The 16222-nt window shown below is 59.3% G+C and carries 15 protein-coding genes and 1 pseudogene; 14 read left to right on the top strand and 2 right to left on the bottom strand.

Features of this window, described 5'->3' with window-relative positions; translation table 11 throughout:
- The first annotated feature begins 51 nt into the window (after positions 1–51).
- The 5 genes from guaB (at position 52) to PSV43_RS11390 (ending at position 5558) form a co-directional block, all read left to right on the top strand.
- Positions 52–1509: an IMP dehydrogenase gene (guaB, locus tag PSV43_RS11410; RefSeq protein WP_300196865.1), complete on the top strand. Its 1458-nt coding sequence runs from the start codon at positions 52–54 to the stop codon at positions 1507–1509.
- A gap of 54 nt (positions 1510–1563) precedes the next feature.
- Positions 1564–3084 carry a glutamine-hydrolyzing GMP synthase gene (gene guaA, locus PSV43_RS11405; RefSeq protein ID WP_300196863.1) on the top strand — a complete coding sequence of 507 codons (1521 nt, stop codon included), beginning with the start codon at positions 1564–1566 and terminating at the stop codon, positions 3082–3084.
- 4 nt (positions 3085–3088) lie between these two features.
- Positions 3089–3718 (top strand): dTMP kinase, encoded by a 630-nt coding sequence (tmk, locus tag PSV43_RS11400; protein WP_300196861.1) that lies wholly within the window; start codon positions 3089–3091, stop codon positions 3716–3718.
- A gap of 117 nt (positions 3719–3835) precedes the next feature.
- Positions 3836–4408, top strand: coding sequence for a hypothetical protein (locus PSV43_RS11395; RefSeq protein ID WP_300196859.1), 573 nt, complete (start codon positions 3836–3838; stop codon positions 4406–4408).
- Positions 4409–4562: 154 nt separating this feature from the next.
- On the top strand, positions 4563–5558 hold the full coding sequence (locus PSV43_RS11390) for a hypothetical protein (protein WP_300196857.1): 996 nt from the start codon (positions 4563–4565) through the stop codon (positions 5556–5558).
- Between the two features lie 234 nt (positions 5559–5792).
- Here PSV43_RS11390 and PSV43_RS11385 read toward each other — a convergent pair whose 3' ends face one another.
- Positions 5793–6857 (bottom strand): substrate-binding domain-containing protein, encoded by a 1065-nt coding sequence (locus PSV43_RS11385; protein ID WP_300196856.1) that lies wholly within the window; start codon positions 6855–6857, stop codon positions 5793–5795.
- Positions 6858–6950: 93 nt separating this feature from the next.
- Between PSV43_RS11385 and PSV43_RS11380 the strand changes: the two genes are divergently transcribed.
- The 5 genes from PSV43_RS11380 to PSV43_RS11360 all read left to right on the top strand — a co-directional run bounded on the left by PSV43_RS11380 (position 6951) and on the right by PSV43_RS11360 (position 11491).
- Positions 6951–7694, top strand: a complete 744-nt coding sequence (locus PSV43_RS11380; protein WP_300196854.1) for an RraA family protein — start codon at positions 6951–6953, stop codon at positions 7692–7694.
- A 17-nt stretch (positions 7695–7711) separates the two neighbouring features.
- Positions 7712–9181, top strand: a complete 1470-nt coding sequence (locus tag PSV43_RS11375) for a right-handed parallel beta-helix repeat-containing protein (RefSeq protein WP_300196852.1) — start codon at positions 7712–7714, stop codon at positions 9179–9181.
- Between the two features lie 42 nt (positions 9182–9223).
- Positions 9224–10429 (top strand): sialidase family protein, encoded by a 1206-nt coding sequence (locus tag PSV43_RS11370; RefSeq protein ID WP_300196850.1) that lies wholly within the window; start codon positions 9224–9226, stop codon positions 10427–10429.
- A gap of 97 nt (positions 10430–10526) precedes the next feature.
- The gene (locus PSV43_RS11365; protein ID WP_300196848.1) at positions 10527–10679 is read left to right on the top strand and encodes a hypothetical protein; all 153 of its coding nucleotides are present in this window, start codon (positions 10527–10529) and stop codon (positions 10677–10679) included.
- A complete protein-coding gene (locus PSV43_RS11360) occupies positions 10676–11491 on the top strand; it encodes a glycerophosphodiester phosphodiesterase family protein (protein WP_300196846.1) in 816 nt (271 codons plus the stop codon). The genes PSV43_RS11365 and PSV43_RS11360 overlap by 4 nt, the downstream gene beginning before the upstream one ends.
- A 6-nt stretch (positions 11492–11497) precedes the next feature.
- Here the strand turns inward: PSV43_RS11360 and PSV43_RS11355 are convergent, their stop codons facing one another.
- A complete protein-coding gene (locus tag PSV43_RS11355) occupies positions 11498–11779 on the bottom strand; it encodes a helix-turn-helix domain-containing protein (RefSeq protein WP_300196844.1) in 282 nt (93 codons plus the stop codon).
- Positions 11780–11909: 130 nt separating this feature from the next.
- Here PSV43_RS11355 and PSV43_RS11350 point away from each other — a divergent pair, with 130 nt between their 5' ends.
- The 4 genes and pseudogenes from PSV43_RS11350 to PSV43_RS11335 all read left to right on the top strand — a co-directional run.
- Complete coding sequence (locus PSV43_RS11350; protein WP_300196842.1) at positions 11910–12959, top strand: alkene reductase; 1050 nt, start codon at positions 11910–11912, stop codon at positions 12957–12959.
- A complete protein-coding gene (locus tag PSV43_RS11345; protein WP_300196840.1) occupies positions 12956–13975 on the top strand; it encodes an LLM class flavin-dependent oxidoreductase in 1020 nt (339 codons plus the stop codon). The genes PSV43_RS11350 and PSV43_RS11345 overlap by 4 nt, the downstream gene beginning before the upstream one ends.
- 30 nt (positions 13976–14005) lie before the next feature.
- A complete protein-coding gene (locus PSV43_RS11340) occupies positions 14006–15040 on the top strand; it encodes an aldo/keto reductase (RefSeq protein WP_300196838.1) in 1035 nt (344 codons plus the stop codon).
- A 463-nt stretch (positions 15041–15503) separates the two neighbouring features.
- Positions 15504–16222 (top strand): annotated as a pseudogene (locus tag PSV43_RS11335) (hypothetical protein); the annotation flags it as partial.

Raw genomic sequence — 16222 nt, 5'->3', positions numbered from 1 at the left:
AACTGCCCAAATTTCCACATGACAGCCGCCTGATCATCGCTTGAATGGCGTATGGGTGAACTGCCTTCTCTTGCTTTAAGTTTCGATGACGTTCTTGTCCTTCCCGGACTGAGCCAGGTGCTGCCTGGAGACGTCAATGTCGCCACCAAACTGGCCGCCATCGGCCTCAATGTGCCGATTCTCTCATCGGCCATGGACACCGTCACGGAGTCCGAACTCGCCATTGCCCTCGCACGTGAAGGCGGTCTCGGAGTCATTCATCGGAATTGCCCCATCGATCAGCAGGCGGAGCACGTGGCGCGGGTCAAGCGCTCCGAAAACACCGTCATTCAGCAGCCGCACATCGTCACACCTGAGACCAGCCTCGGCGAAGTGCAGCGTCTGATGCATGAAAAAGGCGTTAGCGGCTTCCCGGTGGTGGATGCCCAAGGTAAGCTCGCCGGCATGGTCACCAGCCGCGACATGTGGTACATCGAAGACGAATCCACCCCTGTCTCCGCCATCATGACGAAGCGTGATAAGCTCTCCACCGGCACCCCTCAGACCAGCTTTGAGGACGCTCTCAAAATTCTCTACACGCACCGTATCGAAAAGCTCCCGCTGGTTGACTCCAACGGCAAACTCGCTGGCCTCATCACCAAGCAGGACATCGTGAAGCGCCAGATGTTTACCAACGCCGCTAAAGACGCCAACGGCCAGCTCCGCGTCGGTGCCGCAGTCGGCGTCGGTGGTGACTGCGTGGAGCGTGGTCTCGCCATGCAGGCCGCCGGTGCGGATGCCGTCTTCATTGACGCCGCCACGGGGCACACCACCCGCGTCATGCAGGTCATCGCCCGCCTGCGCGAAGCCCTCGGCTCCAGCATCCCCATCGTCGCAGGCAATGTCGTCACCGCCGAAGGCGCGCGCGATCTCGTCAAAGCCGGCGCTTCCGCTGTCAAAGTCGGTGTCGGCCCCGGCTCCATCTGCACCACGCGCATCATCTCGGGCGTCGGCATGCCTCAGTTCACCGCCGTGCAGGAAGTCGCTGAAGTCTGCCGCGCCGCAGGCGTCACTGTCATTGCCGATGGCGGCATTCGTTACTCGGGAGACATCGTCAAAGCCCTCGCCGCAGGTGCCGACTTCGTCATGCTAGGCTCCTTGCTGGCCGGCACCGCTGAAAGCCCCGGCAACATGGTCAAATGGCAGGGCCGCACCTTCAAGGAATACCGTGGCATGGGCAGTCTCAAAGCCATGCGCAAAGGCGCAGGCGACCGCTACGGCCAGAACTCCTCCGGCAAGCTCGTCCCCGAAGGCGTCGAGGCCCGCGTGCCCTTCAAAGGCCCTCTCGCAGAAGTGGTCTTCCAGCTCATCGGCGGCCTCCGCTCCGGCATGGGCTACGTCGGTGCCAACACCCTCGACGAACTCCGCGCCAAAGCCCGCTTCGTGCGCATCACCGCCGGTGGCCTTAAAGAAAGCCACCCGCACGACGTCGTCATCACCGAAGAGCCCGTCAATTACGAGCCGCATTGATGCCTCCGGCCTTCGTCATTCTGCATTCGCCATTCTGTCTTTGTCTCCTCTCTCATGACCGCCCAAGAAGTCGCCGTTCTCGATTACGGCTCCCAGTACTCCCAGCTCATCGTCCGCCGCGTTCGCGAGCTCGGCTTTGTGTCGCACCTTTATCCCCCGGCTGAACTCGCAAATCTGCAGTCCCCCGGTGCCATCATTCTCTCCGGCGGTCCACGCAGCACATCCGACGTTGATGCGCCGGATGTCGATTACGCCAAGCTCATGTCCTTCGGCGTTCCCGTCTTGGGCGTGTGCTACGGCATGCAGCTCCTCAACATCAAACACGGCGGCACCGTCAAACCCGGCGTCACCCGCGAGTACGGCCCCGCCAAGCTCGTCGTCACCGATCACGAAGACCTTTTTGCAGGAATCTCGCATGAGTCCCAGGTCTGGATGAGCCATAGCGACACCTGCGCCGATCTCGCCAGCACGGCCAAGATCATCGCGACCAATGAAGACGCCGTGCCCGTGGCACTGAAGTGGTCGGACCGCTGCTGGGGCATTCAGTTTCACCCTGAGGTCACGCATTCACACGAAGGCACCGCCATCCTCAAAAACTTCCTCACGCGCAGCGGCGCGGTTCTTGCCAAGTTCGACATCCAGGAATTCAAAGCTCAGATGCTGGAGCGCATCAAAGCCGAAGTCGGCAACCGCGAAGTCATCTGCGGCGTCTCCGGCGGCGTTGACAGCACAGTGCTTGCCGTTCTCCTTGCCAAGGCCGGCGTCAAAGTCCGCTGCATCTTCATCGACACCGGCATGATGCGTCTCAATGAAGGCGCAGAAGTGAAGGAACTCTTCGCAGAAGTCGGCGTCCCCATCGAGCAGATCGACGCCAGCGAAATCTTCCTCGGTGCTCTCAAAGGCGTCACCGATCCTGAGCAGAAACGCCGCATTATCGGCACCCTCTTCGTCGAAGAATTCTGGAAGGTCGCCGACAACGTCGAGCTTCTCGCGCAAGGCACGCTCTATCCCGACGTCATCGAAAGCGCCACCAGCGGCAGCATCGCCAGCAAGATCAAGACGCACCATAACCGCGTTGATAAGATCATGGAACTCAAGGCGCAGGGCAAGGTGCTCGAGCCCCTCGCGGAACTCTTCAAAGACGAAGTCCGCGCCCTCGGAGCCAGCCTCGGCATCCCGCACCAGGCTCTATGGCGTCATCCATTCCCAGGCCCAGGCCTCGCGGTTCGCATTCCCGGTGAGATTACCCCCGAGCGTGTGGCCACCACCCAGCATGCGGACTCCATCTTCATCGCCGAACTCCGCCGTAGCGGCTGGTATGAGCGCACCTGGCAGGCTTACGCCGCGCTGCTTCCCGTCAAAACCGTTGGCGTCAAAGGCGACGAACGCAGCTACGAGCAGGCCATCTCCCTCCGTGCCGTCATCAGCGAAGACGCCATGACCGCCGACTGGGTCGAGCTGCCCTACTCCGTGCTGCGCAACGCCTCCAACAAGATCCTCAACAGCGTCAAAGGCGTGAACCGTGTGCTTTACGACATCAGCACCAAGCCACCCGCCAGCATCGAGTGGGAGTGATGCCATGAGCGCAGGCTTCCTTCTCTCATTCGAAGGCTCCGAAGGCTGCGGCAAGTCCACGCAGATCGCCCTGCTTCGCACCCGGCTCGAAGCCGCGGGTCGCAGTGTCGTCGTGCTGCGTGAGCCCGGCGGCACAGAGCTGGGCGAAAGCATCCGTCATCTCCTCCAGCACGCCAAAGAGGGCGCGGCCATGACCGCGGAGACCGAGCTCCTGCTCTTCGCCGCCAGCCGCGCCCAGCTCGTCCGCGAAAAAATCCGCCCGCTGCTTGAGGCCGGTACCTTTGTCATCCTCGACCGCTTCCTCGACTCCACCACCGTCTATCAGGGCATTGCCCGTGGTCTCCCGCTGGAAAGCGTGCGCGCCATCAATCACCTCGCCATTGGTGGCACCTTGCCGCACCTCACGCTCGTGCTCGACATGGACAGCGCCAACGCCTGGCAGCGCATTCATCAAAGCGGCCGAGAGTTGGACCGAATGGAAAGCCAGCCCCAGTCCTTTTTCCAAAAAGTGCGCCAAGGCTATCTCGATGTCGCTCAGGCAGAGCCGCAGCGCATCCAGATCATTGATGCCGGAGCCTCGCTCGAGTCTGTGCATGAGGCAGTTTGGGAGCGCGTTTCCACACGGTTGACGTGAGGCCCCTCCCTCGGACTCAAAAATTAAGTCGGTTTAGGATTGCGGGTAAGGTTCATTTTCAGTCAAATGCTGACTATGAAGATGTTCATTTTTTTGATGTTATTGACCTGCGGGATCGTGTGTCCAGTTGCTGCTGCTGACGGTGGCGTTGCAGAGTTTGACAAGCTGCAGATTTCTTATCAGGGGGCTGTGGAGCGGGAAACGGCGCCGCTGAGGGACAAATATCTGGTGGAGCTGGAGAAGCTGCGAGACACCTTTTCGCGTGCCGGGAATCTGGTTGGGGTGAATTTGGTACAGGCGGAGATCACGACGATGAATCAGCAGATCGCCTTTGCAAAGACGGGGAAACGCACGCCGACACAGGCGACTGCAGTCGCGGCGGCCAATGCTGGCAAGCAGGCGGCGGGAGCCGAGATGCCCGAACTACGCTGGTTTGTCGGCAAGACGTGGCTGACAGCCGCCATGACGAAGTGGAAATTCGAGAAGGATGGCACCGGTGACCACGTTCGGGGAGGCCAGAAAGTGGCCACTTTCACATGGCGGTTGCTGCCTTCAGGCGCGGTCGAACTCTCGGTGCGGACAGCCCCGGACAAGCCGGTGACGACGATGTTCCTGAAGTTCAAGAACAAGCTGGAGGCGTGGTTTGGTCCTTCGGAGGCCAGCCTGACCGAACGACTGCACTACGAATGACCCCTCTGCTTACACGGCTTAGCTGCCAGTTGCACAGGGACGGAAGTCGAGTAGGTCAAAGTCTTTCAGATGCGTGGCGAACCCATTCGAGCCAGCCAAGGCCTGATTCATTCGTCATTCGTCATTCGTCCTTCGAATTTCGTCATTCCTCTTCATGCCATTCAAAGCTGACCATGCCCTTGAACTCCTCGCCCGCGCACGTGACAACGGCCGCCTCGGTCACGCCTACCTGATCACCGGTCCCAAAGAGGCGCAGCATGAAGTCTTCGCCGCCAAAGTCCTGGACCTCATGGTCGGCACCAAAATGGGCACACTCGAAGCCTGGGAAGGGCAGGGGGCCATCGTCCTCCGCCCGCAGAGCAAATCACGCCGCATCACCATTGGTGATGATGGCGACGATCCCGGTACCATCCGCTTCCTGGAAAAGATGATCCACCGCACCGCCGCGCCCAACGGCTGGAAGCTCGCAGTCATCGTCGATGCTGAGCGCATGAACGCCCAGGCGCAGAACGCCTTCCTCAAAACGCTCGAAGAGCCGCCGCCGAACACTCTCCTCTTGCTGCTAAGCACCCAGCCCCAGCAACTGCTGCCCACCATCCAGTCCCGCGTTCTCGAAGTCGCGCTGATGCCTCCCGACGGCGCACGCATCTTCACCGAGCACGAGGGCAAGCTCCTCTACGTGCTCAAGCAGATGTCCAAAAAAGAAAGCGGCAGCATTTCGGCGGCACTCTCGCTGAAAAAGGACTTCGAGGAGATCCTCGGAGACCTGAAAGACGCGATCAAAAAGGAGCAGGAAGCCGACTTCGAACGCGAACAGGACCACTACGCCAAGACCACCGACGGCGCCTGGCTCAAACAGCGCGAAGAACAAGTCGAAGCCCAGATCGAGGCCGATTACCTCCAGCAGCGCACCTCGCTCATGGAACTCCTCCTCTCCTGGATGGGCGATGTCGCTCGCCAGCAGGCTGGTGCCGAGCATCTCGACCTTCCCAAGTTTCAAGAAGCCACCGCCGCCCTCGCCACCAAATGGGAACCCGGCGACGTCGCCAAACGCATCCGCGTCCTGCGCCAGCTCGAAAGCCACCTCCACACCAACGTCAACGAAGGCCTCGCCCTCGAAGTAAGCTTCATCGAAGCCTTCGGTGCGTAGCTGCTGGTCTCTGACATTGTTATTCCAGCGTTGAGCAATAGCCAGGCGCTTCGCGAATGCGACAGCACAGTGGTCCGCACAGTCCTCTGTGCGGTTTCTGGGCAGTCGCTCAAACTGAGATCACTCAAACACTGTGCGCGAAACTTCTGCGCCAGCCTTCGGCACCAATGGTCTGCATGCCCCTTACGATCATGAATGATGTGAGGTGAATATTTAGCCTCTTTGGCAATTCCGTCACACCGTCTCCCCACGCCGCAGATCCGGCATCAACCTGACCGGCTTCGTGCTCGTATGCCCTGTCTGCGCCAGCTCTAGCACCAGCTTGGCCAGCCGTTTCGCAAACTTTGCCGCATCCGCAGAATACCGCGTCACCTTCGGCACCACATGCTCAAGAAACGCATCGTCATCTCGTGAGACAATCGCAAAATCACGCGGCAGCTTGTGGCCCAGCCGCAGTAGATGCGTCATCACAGTGAGCGTGTGAATCGAACGCGCCACAAGAAACGCCGTCGGTGCAGGCTTCCGCTTTAGCGCCTCATTCAGGCTCTCGATCACCTGCTCCGCTGTTTCATGATGAGGCAAGACGCAAGGCACAGCGTCACTTGTCGCAAAGGCTTCCCGAAAACCCTGCGCACTCACTGCATCGCCACCGTGTGCAGAATCTGGCAGCAGCAGCGCAATGCGGCGGTGCCCCTTCTGCATCAGCATCGTCGCCGCATGCCTGCACGTCGCACGGTAGTCCAGATCCACGGACGGGAGTCCCATGTCATCAGCACACGATCCAGCGATGACGGTCGGGTGTTGCTGCGCGACAAACCACCGCTGCATCACCGGAGTAGATCGAAACAACACCCACGCGGCAGCAGACACTCGCTGCGTGATTTTTTTCAACCCACCCGCAGGTTTGGCCGCGAAGCAATGCGGACTCGCATGCACCTCCAGTTGATACCCCGCCTCCGTCAGCAGCTCACGCAGCGTATCCACCCAAAAAAGTACAAACGGTGGCATCGCCTGCTGCAGCACCGGCGTCAGCAGCACGATGATACGCGATGCCACAACCTTGCCACGCGTTTGGGTCGGAGTGAGAATCTGCCTTCGCTTGTTCACCACCGCGCCGATCACATCTTCTCGTTCCAGTTGTGCCAGCACTGCCCGCAGCGTGGGCCGGCTGATGCGCAGCCGCGTGCAAAGCGTTCGCTCCGACGGCAGCACCTCCTGCCATTCTCCACGCTGCACAGCCTCGCGTAAAAAGTCGGCGCTATGCGTGATGAGCGAAGGTCTGGGGGGAACGGCGTGCATAAGCGGAAGGTCCTTACCATGCCGTGGTAAGCTGAAATGACCACAGAGATTTCAAGTGTCGCACCGTTCATGATGTCCCACCCTTCGCATCTCATGCTTCCCCATTCCGACCTCCTTCAACTCAAACGCTGGAACACACCCACCATCTACAATGGCTGGGAGCAGATCACCAAACGCGATCCCGCCGCCGACGGTTTCAACCTCGAAGAAACCCGCGATTTCATGCCGCAGATGGGGCCCATGGTCGGTTACGCCGTCACCGTCGTGGTGGAGCCAAGCAACAAAGCTCATCGCGAAGTCAATTCGAACGCGTGGAATGAATACCGCAGTTACGTGGCGGGCATCCCCGGACCCAAAATCGTCTGCGTGCAAGATCTCGACAAGCCCCGCACCATTGGCTCCTTCTGGGGCGAGGTGAACAGCAACATGCACCGCGCTCTCGGCTGCGTGGGCACCATTGTCGATGGCGCGATCCGCGATGTCGATGAAATGACCAACGCTGGTTTCAAAGCCCTGGCCCGTCGCTTCTGCGTCGGTCATGCACACGTCCACCCCGTGCGCTGGAATTGCGAAGTCGAAGTCTTCGGCCGCAAAGTGACTCCCGGCGATCTCATTCACGCTGACAAGCACGGCTTTCTCGTCATCGAGCCCGAAGCCCAGCCGCAAATCCTCGAAGCCTCCCGTTTCATGGACTCCAACGAATGCCTCACCGTCATCCCCGCCGCACGTGGCAGTGCCGGTCTCAGCAGCGCTGAAGTGCTCGCCAATCTCGCCGCTGCCGGTGCGCAGTTCGGCAAAAACGCCAAAGCCAAATTCCAACGCGAAGGTGAATGGTAGCTCATCTGGAACCACTCATGAAACCGATCTCAATTCTAACTCTCCTCTGTCTGTTCGTAATCCAAGGCGGTGCACTTGCCCAAGGGGCTTCACCAGCCGAAACCGCCTTCGGCCTGCAAGTGCCCGCGCCAGGAGCAGATGCTTTGGCCGATGACGTCCTGCAGCAGGCGATCGACAAAGTCTCATCCGCCGGTGGCGGCACCGTGATTCTTGGCGCAGGCGCCTTCAAACTCTCCCGCAAGGCCGGGGATGAAACCGTGATCATCAAAAGCAATGTGACCCTGCGCGGCCAAGGCTACGCCACACACATCTATCTGGACCCCAAAACCCCACCCCATCCGATCCGATACTTCCCCATGCGCATCGGTTCAGCCAAGGTGCCCGCAAACAATGTAGTGATCGAAAACCTGCGCTACACCGGCAACGACAAGCTCATCGGCGGCGGTTCAATCATGGGCTTCAACGCACGCCTGGACGAACCCGAATCAATGCTCCTCTCCTGCGACAACATCACCGTTCGCAATTGCTGGATCTATGACTCCAAGCAGGCGGCGGGCTGCACCAAGCCCGCATCGAACATGTATCAGGCCAAGTACGTCATTCCTGCCGAAGAAGCCAAGGTCGCAAGCAAAGCCGGAGCGGGTAAACAATTTTACGGCCTTCCGGAACGCCAGGCCTCACAGTTCAAGAACTGGCAGGTGCATCACAACATGATCGACACCTGTGGCAACAAAGCGGTCGAACTCGCGGAGTGCAATGGTGGCCTCATTGCGGATAATTACATCATCAATTGCGAAGACGGACCGCAGGTGATCTTTGGTTCACGCAATGTCCGCATCTGCGACAATCAGGTGTTCTTCCTGCGCACCGGAATCAACATCACCGAAGGCTCGCATCACATCACCGTCACCGGCAACATCGTCGAACCCGTTGCTGGGAAGGCTACGAATAGGTGGGGGACATGCCTGCTGTTTCGCACTGAACCGCTGCCTCTCGTCACCACCGTCTCTCACGTCAGCGTGACCGGAAATGTGTTTCGCAATCAGACGGCCGCTGCCAAACTCACGGTCAGCTTTGAGACGCGCCCCGAATCGCTCGGCTGCAAGTATGAGGCCATTACTTTGACCGGCAATGTGTTGGACGGAGATGTTCAATTGTATGATCGCAGGATTCCCATGATGACGACCATTTCAGATATCGTGGTTGCCGACAACGTCTGCGAAGGAAAGCTCACCAATGTCCCTGCGGCTGACATGAAATCTTCGCACATCACCATTCGTGGCAACACCTTTCGCAGCCCCGGTAATCAGCTGCTCAAGGCCAGCGGTTGGATCTGGTCGGACAACACGCATACCTCAGGCACACTCGAACTCGACGCTGCCGCCAAGGGCAACATTGTGCGCAACAACGTGACGACCTCACCCATTCACGATCAAGGCATCAAAACCAGCCTGAATGGCAATGAAGTGTTCTCCCCTGATCCCTAATTACAGCGTCTCACCACCAACCCCTGAATCCCCCCCTCAATCATGAAACACCTCTCCTTCCTCCTGCTCCTTTGCGGCTCCCTCGCCGCCGCCGAACCCTTCATCGAAAAACAAGATCTCTTCATCGGCGGCGATAATCCCGCCTACCAGCTCTATCACATCCCCGGTATCGTCGTCACTGCCAATGGAACCGTGCTCACTTGGTGTGAAGCCCGCAAGCGTGCTGCCGGTGTCAGCGATTGGGACGACATCCGCATTCTCCTCCGCCGCAGCACCGATGAAGGCAAAACATGGAGCGAACCGCAAAGCATCGCCAATGTCGAAGGACCCAAGACCAAGAACCCCTTCGCGCTCAAGATGAAGAACGTCGATCCCAACGACGTGACCTACAACAACCCCGTACTCATCGCCGGCAAGGACGGCACCGTTCACATGCTCTTCTGCCTTGAATACGAGCGCTGCTTCTATCAGCGCAGCGAAGACGATGGCCTTACCTGGAGCAAGCCGTCTGAGATCACCTCCGCCTTTGATGCCTTCAAGAAAGACTACGACTGGAAGGTGCTCGCCACCGGGCCAGACCACAGCATCCAGCTCAAGACGGGTCGCTTCGTCGTCCCAGTCTGGCTCTCCACCGGCAAGGGTGGCAATGCACATCGCCCCAGCGTCACCGCTACCATTTTCAGCGATGATCAAGGCAAAACATGGAAGGCTGGCGACATCGCCGTGCCATGCACTGAGGAATGGATCAACCCCAACGAAACCGTCGCCATCGAACTCAACGACGGCAGCGTCATGCTCAATGTACGCAGTGAATCAAAGGCCCACCGTCGCCTCGTCACCGTCAGCAAAGACGGCGCCACGAACTGGAGCACACCCAAGTTTGACGACGCCCTGCTCGAACCCATCTGCATGGGCGGCATCGTTCGCTATGATCACGATGGTAAGAGCCTCATCCTCTTCTCCAATCCGCACAACCTCGAGAAAGAGAAAGGCAAAGCCGAGCCCGGCAAAAACCGCGACCGCAAAAACGTCAGTGTAAAGATCAGCCGCGATGAAGGCAAAACCTGGCCCGTGAGCAAAACCATCGAACCCGGCCCCAGCATGTATTCAGACATCGCCGTCACCAAGAGCGGCACCATCCTCTGCTTCTACGGCCGCAGCGGCGACGGTTCAGCGCTGGCCCACTTTGCCGGAGGTCGCCTGACGTTGGCCCGATTCAATTTGGAATGGCTGACCACTCACCAGTGATGGATAGCCTCCCGCGTGGGTTGTCCTTCTGCCTCACTCATCGTTCTTCATTCGTCTCTGCCGCGAAGAACTCATCACGCCGCGTTCTCACGGTGCAGTGGAGCGCTTCGATTCGAAGACGCTGCTCTTCTTCAGCCCCGCTTCCCTGTTTCGCCAGATAGAGCATCCCTATGGCCGCTGGGACGAGTTGCACTTTGCCCGCTTCAATCTTGAATGGCTGACCAACGGCAAAGAAATCTCGTCACCATGAAACGCCTCCACATCCTCCTGATTGTCCTGACATTCGGCGCGCTGTTTCAATGCAATGCCGAAGACATGCCCGCCCGTGGTCTTTGTGCACATCGTGGTGACATGGGCACTCATCCAGAAAACACCATTCCCGCGCTGGTTGAGGCTGTCCGCCTCGGTGCCCACATGATCGAGTTCGACATTCAGTTCACCAAAGACGGTGCTCTCATCCTCATGCACGACGCCACGGTGGACCGCACCACAAACGGCAAAGGAAAGGTTTCTGACCTCACACTCGCAGAGATCAAAGCGCTCGACGCAGGCGCAAAGCTCGATGCCCGTTTCGCCGGCACACGCATCCCCACGTTTGAAGAAGCGCTGGCAGTGTTTCCCAGGAACGTCTGGCTTAACTGCCACCTCAAAGGCGGTGCCGCCCTCGGCGAAGCCACGGCCAAGGCAATCGCCAAAACGGGCCGCACACATCAAGCCTTCCTCGCTGCCTCCGCCGATGCAGCCAAGGCCGCCCGTGCCGCTGTGCCAGGCATCCTCATCTGCAACATGGAGCGGCAGAATGGATCGATGGCATACGCGCAGGAAACCATCGCCATGAAAGCACAGTTCATTCAACTCCTCGGCAAAGGCGAAGTTCCCGTTCAGGCGGTCAAGCTACTCAAAGCCGCAGGCGTGTTCGTGAATTATTACCACGATGAAACATCCGAAGGGCTCCGCCGCCAATGGAGCTCCGGGGTCGATTTCCCGCTCGTGAATGATCTGGCAAAAGCTTTGCCCGTGGCACGGGAGTTTGGCATTGAGCCCATCCCAAGACAGCCCTGAGAGCCGTCACTCCCCATGCTCACGACGCCATGATTTCAATATGGCATCCAGCAGTCCGGGAAAGCGGCTGTCCAGTTCCTTGCGCCGCACCTTACTCGTCATTTCCACACCACGGCGCTCGCTGTGGATGATACCCGACTCACGCAAAATGCGGTAATGCTGTGAGCAGGTGGACTTGGGGATGGTGCATTTCAGGCGGCCGCTGGTCTCCACGCAGTTGAGTCCCTCCTCAGCCTTGCGCAGCTCGGCTACGATGCTGAGACGCACGGGATCTGAGAGCGCATGCATGATGCCTGCGACTGTGAAACTATCGGCTGAAGGATGGTGGAGAGGTCTGATGAACGGATACTACATTAATTTCACTTGCAGTTCAATCATTCCATTGTTCGGTAAATGTGAACAAAAGAACTAACTGATCATGCCCACTCTCTTCGATCCCCTCCAGCTCGGCTCACTCACTCTCCCGAACCGCATCTTCCTAGCCCCACTCACACGCGCTCGAGCAGGTCAGCAGCGCATACCAAACGCCCTAATGGCCGAGTACTACCGCCAGCGGTCCAGCGCCGGCCTCATCCTCACGGAAGCCACCTCCGTCACACCCATGGGCGTCGGTTATGCCAATACCCCCGGCATCTGGTCGGACGAGCAGGTCACCGGCTGGAAGCTCATCACCCAGGCCGTGCATGAAGCCGGTGGCCGCATCTTCCTGCAGCTCTGGCATGTGGGCCGCATCTCAGATCCGCTGTTTCTTGATGGCGCGTTGCCCGTAGCTCCCAGCGCCATCACCCCAGCAGGCCACGTCAGCCTCGTGCGTCCAGAGAAGCCCTTCGTCACCCCGCGTGCCTTGGAACTTAACGAAATCCCCGGCATCATCGAAGCCTTTCGCAAAGGCGCTGAAAACGCCAAGCTCGCCGGTTTCGACGGAGTAGAGATTCACGGTGCCAATGGCTACCTGCTCGATCAGTTCCTGCAATCCAAGTCCAATCAGCGTACCGACGACTACGGCGGCTCCTTGGAAAACCGCGCCCGTCTCATGCTTGAGGTCGCCGATGCCGTCATCTCCGTCTGGGGTGCCGATCGCGTGGGCATGCATCTGGCTCCGCGCTGCGATTCACATGACATGGGCGATTCCAATCCCCTGGAAACCTTCAGCTACGTCGCGCGTGAGCTTGGCCGACGCAAAATCGCTTTCATCTGTGCACGCGAGCGCCAGGCTCCGGATAGCATCGGCCCTGCGTTAAAGAAGGCCTTCGGCGGTCTCTATGTGGCCAATGAAAAATTCACCCTCGATTCCGGCAATGTCATCCTCGCCGCCGGTGACGCCGATGCCGTCGCCTTTGGCGTGCCCTTCCTCGCCAATCCCGATCTGCCAAAGCGCTTCGCCTCAGGTGCCGCCCTGAACACTCCAGATCCCTCCACGTTCTATGCAGACGGAGCCAAGGGCTACACCGATTACCCTGCGTCATGAATACGCACCCCGGCCTCCTCTACTCCGTCCTGGATCTGTCGCCGATCCTGCAAGGCGAGACGGCCGCGCAGTCCTTCCGCCATTCATTGAATCTGGCTCAGCACGCCGAGAAGTGGGGCTACCACCGCTACTGGGTCGCCGAGCATCACAACATCCCCGGCGTCGCCAGCGCCGCCACTTCGGTCGTCATTGGTCACATCGCCGGTGGCACCTCCACCATCCGCGTGGGCTCCGGCGGCATCATGCTGCCCAATCACGCCCCACTCGTCATTGCCGAGCAGTTCGGCACGCTCGAGTCACTCTATCCCGGCCGCATCGATCTCGGCCTCGGACGCGCACCCGGCGGAGATCAGCTCACCGCCCGCGCCCTGCGTCGCGGCCTCGGCAGCAGTGGCGATACCTTTCCCGCAGACGTGCAGGAATTGCAGAGTTTCCTCGGCTCACCTCTGCCCGGGCAGCGCGTGCACGCCGTCCCGGGGCAGGGGCTCCATGTCCCGCTCTACCTTCTCGGCAGCAGCACCTTCAGCGCCACCCTCGCCGCAGAGCTGGGACTGCCCTTTGCCTTCGCCTCCCACTTCGCACCCGAGTTGCTGCATCAGGCACTCGACATCTACCGCACCCAGTTCCAACCCTCCGCAGCTCTGGACAAACCCCACGTGATGATCGGCGTGAATGTCATCGCCGCAGACTCGGACTCCGAGGCCAGACGCCTCTACACCTCGCTCCAGCAAGTCTTCCTCAATCTCATTCGCGGCAGGCCCACACAATTGCAGCCCCCGGTTGATGACATCGACTCACTCTGGAATCCAGTCGAGGCCTCACAAGTATCCCGCATGACCCACTGCTCCGCCGTCGGCGGGCCGGACACTTTCCGCCAGCAGATCGAAGTCCTGCTCAATGACACCGGCGCAGATGAAGTCATCGCCACCGCCCACATCCACGATCAACAGGCGCGCTTGCACTCCTTCGAAATCGCCTCCGATATTTTTAAAAGCCTGCAGCATTTCAATTCGTAACTTCACCCACTCAACCCTACCCACACTCCCATGGAATACAGACAACTCGGCGGCTCCGGCTTCAAAGTCCCCGCACTCACACTCGGCACCGGCACCTTTGGCGGTGGTACAGAATTCTTCAAAGAGTGGGGCACCTCCGACGTCGCCGAAGCCTCCCGTCTCATCGACATCTGCCTGGAAAACGGGCTCAACATGTTTGACTCGGCCGACATCTACTCAAACGGTCTCGCCGAAGAAATCCTCGGTCAAGCCATCAAAGGCCGTCGCGACCAAGTCCTCATCTCCACCAAAGGCACCTTCCGCTTTGGCGAAGGCCCGAACAACGTCGGCTCTTCCCGCTGGCATCTCATCCGCTCCGTGGAAAACAGCCTCAAGCGCCTCGGCACCGACTACATCGATCTCTATCAGCTTCACGGCTTCGATGCCATGACCCCGGTCGAAGAAGTCGTCGGCACCCTCGACGATCTCGTCCGAGCAGGAAAAATCCGCTACATCGGCGTGTCCAATTTCTCCGGCTGGCACCTCATGAAATCCCTCGCCCATGCCGACAAATTTGGCCTGACGAAATACGTCGCCAATCAGACCTACTACTCCCTCATCGGTCGTGACTATGAGTGGGAGCTCATGCCCCTCGGCGTCGATCAAAAAGTCGGTGCCGTCGTCTGGAGTCCCCTCGGCTGGGGCCGCCTCACTGGCAAGCTCCGTCGCAATCAGCCACGTCCAGAAACCAGCCGCCTCAATCACAAGCTCAGCTCTTCCATGGGCCCGCAGGTGGACGACGAATACCTCTACAAGGTCGTCGATGCCCTCGACGAAGTCGCCGCCGAAACCGGCAGGACCGTCCCGCAAGTCGCTCTAAACTGGCTCCTCCAGCGCCCCACCGTTTCCACCGTCATCATCGGTGCCCGCAACGAAGAGCAGCTCCGCCAAAACCTCGGTGCCGTCGGCTGGAACCTCACCACTGAACAAGTGGCCAAGCTCGATGCCGTCAGCGAAAAACCAAAGATCTACCCCTACTGGCACCAGAGCGGCTTCGAAGAGCGCAATCCGTTCCCAACCAAGTAGCACCGACTTCCGCACCTCATTAGCGCAGCCATCTCACAAAAGAGATGGCTGCATTTATAGCGCCTCGCAATTTCCACTTCGCCTTGGCGCAGCTCTCCGCCAAGCAAAGTACTCCCGAGCATCAGCTCGTTCTGGAAAGCTCCGCAAACACCCAGGATTCAGAACGAGGAAAGCGGTGTCTAGAAAGTAGCCATCTCGCTCCCGCGAGATGAGCTAAAGGCTCCCAATGCCTGTCAAACCTTCCAATGATACAGACGATTTCCTCCGTCAGCGCGTGTGGCCAAAAAGCCCGTCCTGCGCCCACAAGTACTCGTGGACTTTCCGGTTATCTACCGCGGCTTGCCGATTTAGGGGATCAAGATTGCGTTACCTCTCGCAGGCACCAGCTTCGTGCCGTTGCTCATCAATCCAGAGCAGAAGTAGAGGGTAGCAAAACAGAAAACCGATGTACTTATTCAATTGCATGAACAAAACACAAATGATGCGGGTGAGTCGATCAGGCACCACACGCCGCCGCTTCATCAAGACCGCCGCAGCCTTGCCATGGCTTGCTAATGCAGCGAACCCCTCACGAACCGCACCTCGGGTTCTGTACAGCAACGACACAACAAACATCACCTCCTGCGTCAGCCCCTTCCACAAAGAGCGGGAACCTTTTCGCAAAGAGATGCTCGAAGCCACGGTGGATGAAGTGACCGGACTCGTGGACGCAAATCTCCTCCAGCCCGGCCTCGGCATGGTTCCCATGTGGCCCAGCAAGGTCCTGCCACTGGCAGAGCACTACGCCTGGATCAAGCAGCGCTACGGCCAGAAGCCCGATCCCTTCGGCCAATTTGTCTTGGATGGCGGTGATGTCGTGCAGGTCTTCATCGAACGCTGTCGTCAGCGCCAGCAGGCCGCCTTCATCTCCTTCCGCATGAACGATGCCCATCACAAGGAGTTCAGCGATCCCAAGCCCGGCGACAAACCCGGCGGAAGTATCGGCATGAGCGTCACAAAACATTACGTCGAGCATCCCGAATACCGCCTCAAACCCGGCTCCTTGCGCGGAGCCGACCTCGTGCAAAACTGGGCCGTCCCCGAGGTTCGGGCGCAAAAGTTCGCCCTCATTCGCGAGCTGTGTGAGAACTACGATCTCGACGGCCTCGAACTCGATTTCCTGCGCACTTACAGCTACTTCCG

Origin of the sequence: Prosthecobacter sp. (assembly GCF_029946185.1) — a bacterium.
In the GTDB taxonomy this organism is placed as follows: Bacteria; Verrucomicrobiota; Verrucomicrobiia; order Verrucomicrobiales; family Verrucomicrobiaceae; genus Prosthecobacter.
The sequence above is the reverse complement of the archived record's forward strand: the minus strand, read 5'-3'. Positions and strand labels throughout refer to the sequence as shown.